Source organism: Paraburkholderia sp. J8-2, assembly GCF_905220195.1.
In the GTDB taxonomy this organism is placed as follows: domain Bacteria; phylum Pseudomonadota; class Gammaproteobacteria; order Burkholderiales; family Burkholderiaceae; genus Paraburkholderia.
This window is the reverse complement of record NZ_CAJMZA010000094.1, coordinates 1-1,434: the sequence shown is the minus strand read 5'-3', so window position 1 is coordinate 1,434 and position 1,434 is coordinate 1. Positions and strand designations below refer to the sequence as shown.

Sequence of the window (1,434 nt, the reverse complement as noted above, 5' to 3'; positions counted from 1 at the left end):
CGCGCGGTCCATCATGCCTCGTGCGCGCGCAGGAAGCGGAAGAACTCCACGCCTTCGCGCAGACGCCGCTTCATCATGTCCCAGCTCGTGAGCATCTCGCGCACGATCTCCCAGATCTTCGAAGGCCGGAAATAGAACTGGCGATAGAACTGCTCCAGATGGTGATAGATCTCCTCGCGCGGCAGGTTCGGATAGCCGATCGCAGCCAGCTGCACCCCTTCCTTGCTCACCAGGTTGATCGTCTTGTTCTCTTCCATCCAGCCGTTTTCCACGGCCTGCTTGTACAGCGTCGTGCCCGGATACGGCGCGGCGAGCGACACCTGAATCGTGTGCGGATTGATTTCCTTCGCGTACTCGATCGTCTTCCTGATCGTGTCCTGCGTCTCGCCCGGCAGCCCCAGAATGAAGGTGCCGTGAATCTTGATGCCGAGCGTCTTGCAGTCGGCGCTGAAGCGGCGCGCAAAGTCCGTGCGCACGCCCTTCTTGATGTTCACGAGAATCTGGTCGTCGCCCGACTCGAAGCCCACGAGCAGCAGACGCAGGCCGTTCTCCTTCATCACCTTCAGCGTCTTGTACGGCACGTTCGCCTTCGCGTTGCACGACCACCTCATGCCGAGCTTGCCGAGGCCAATCGCGATCGCTTCGGCGCGCGGCAGGTCGTCGGTGAAGGTGTCGTCGTCGAACATCAGTTCCTTGACTTCCGGCATGTTGTCGCGGATCCACTTCGCTTCCGCCAGCACGTTCTCGACCGAGCGCGTGCGGTAGCGGTGGCCGCTCACCGTCTGCGGCCACAGGCAGAACGTGCAGCGCGACTTGCAGCCGCGCCCCGTATAGATCGACACGTACGGGTAGTTCAGATAGCCGATGAAGTAGTTGTCGATCTTCAGGTCGCGCTTGTAGATGGGCGCGACGAACGGCAGCTCGTCCATGTTCTCGAGAATCGGCCGCGCCTCGTTGTGCTCGATCGAGCCGTCCTTCGCGCGCCAGCTCAAGCCCTTGATCTCGGCGAACGGCCGGCCCTCGGCGATTTCCTTGCAGGTGTAATCGAATTCCTCGCGGCAGACGAAATCGATCGCCTCGGTCGCCGTGAGCGAGTTGTGCGGATCGACCATCACCTTCGCGCCGACCATGCCGACGATGAGCGTCGGCTTGCGCTTCTTCAGGTCTTCGGCGAAGAGCGCGTCGGTCGGGAACGACGGCGTGCTCGTGTGAATGATCACGAGGTCGTAGTCCATCGCGATCTTCAGCGTGGCTTCCACGCCGATGCCGTCGGCCGGCGCGTCGAGCACGCGGCTGTCGGGCACGAGGGCCGCGGGCTGCGCAAGCCACGTGGGATACCAGAACGAGCGGATCTCGCGCTTTGCCTGGTAGCGCGAGCCCGCGCCACCGTCGAAGCCGTCATACGACGGGGCCTGCAGAAACAGCGTTTTCATA

At 62.6% G+C, this 1,434-nt stretch carries 1 protein-coding gene; it reads right to left on the bottom strand.

All coding sequences use genetic code 11. From position 1 onward, the window contains the following. Positions 1–11 precede the first annotated feature (11 nt). Complete coding sequence (hpnJ, locus tag U5A52_RS42925) at positions 12–1,433, bottom strand: hopanoid biosynthesis associated radical SAM protein HpnJ (protein ID WP_321940469.1); 1,422 nt, start codon at positions 1,431–1,433, stop codon at positions 12–14. Position 1,434 lies beyond the last annotated feature (1 nt).

Bases quoted from the DNA above. Each gene is read 5' to 3' on its own strand.
- hpnJ (WP_321940469.1), bottom strand. From the start codon at position 1,433: ATGAAAACGCTGTTTCTGCAGGCCCCGTCGTATGACGGCTTCGACGGT.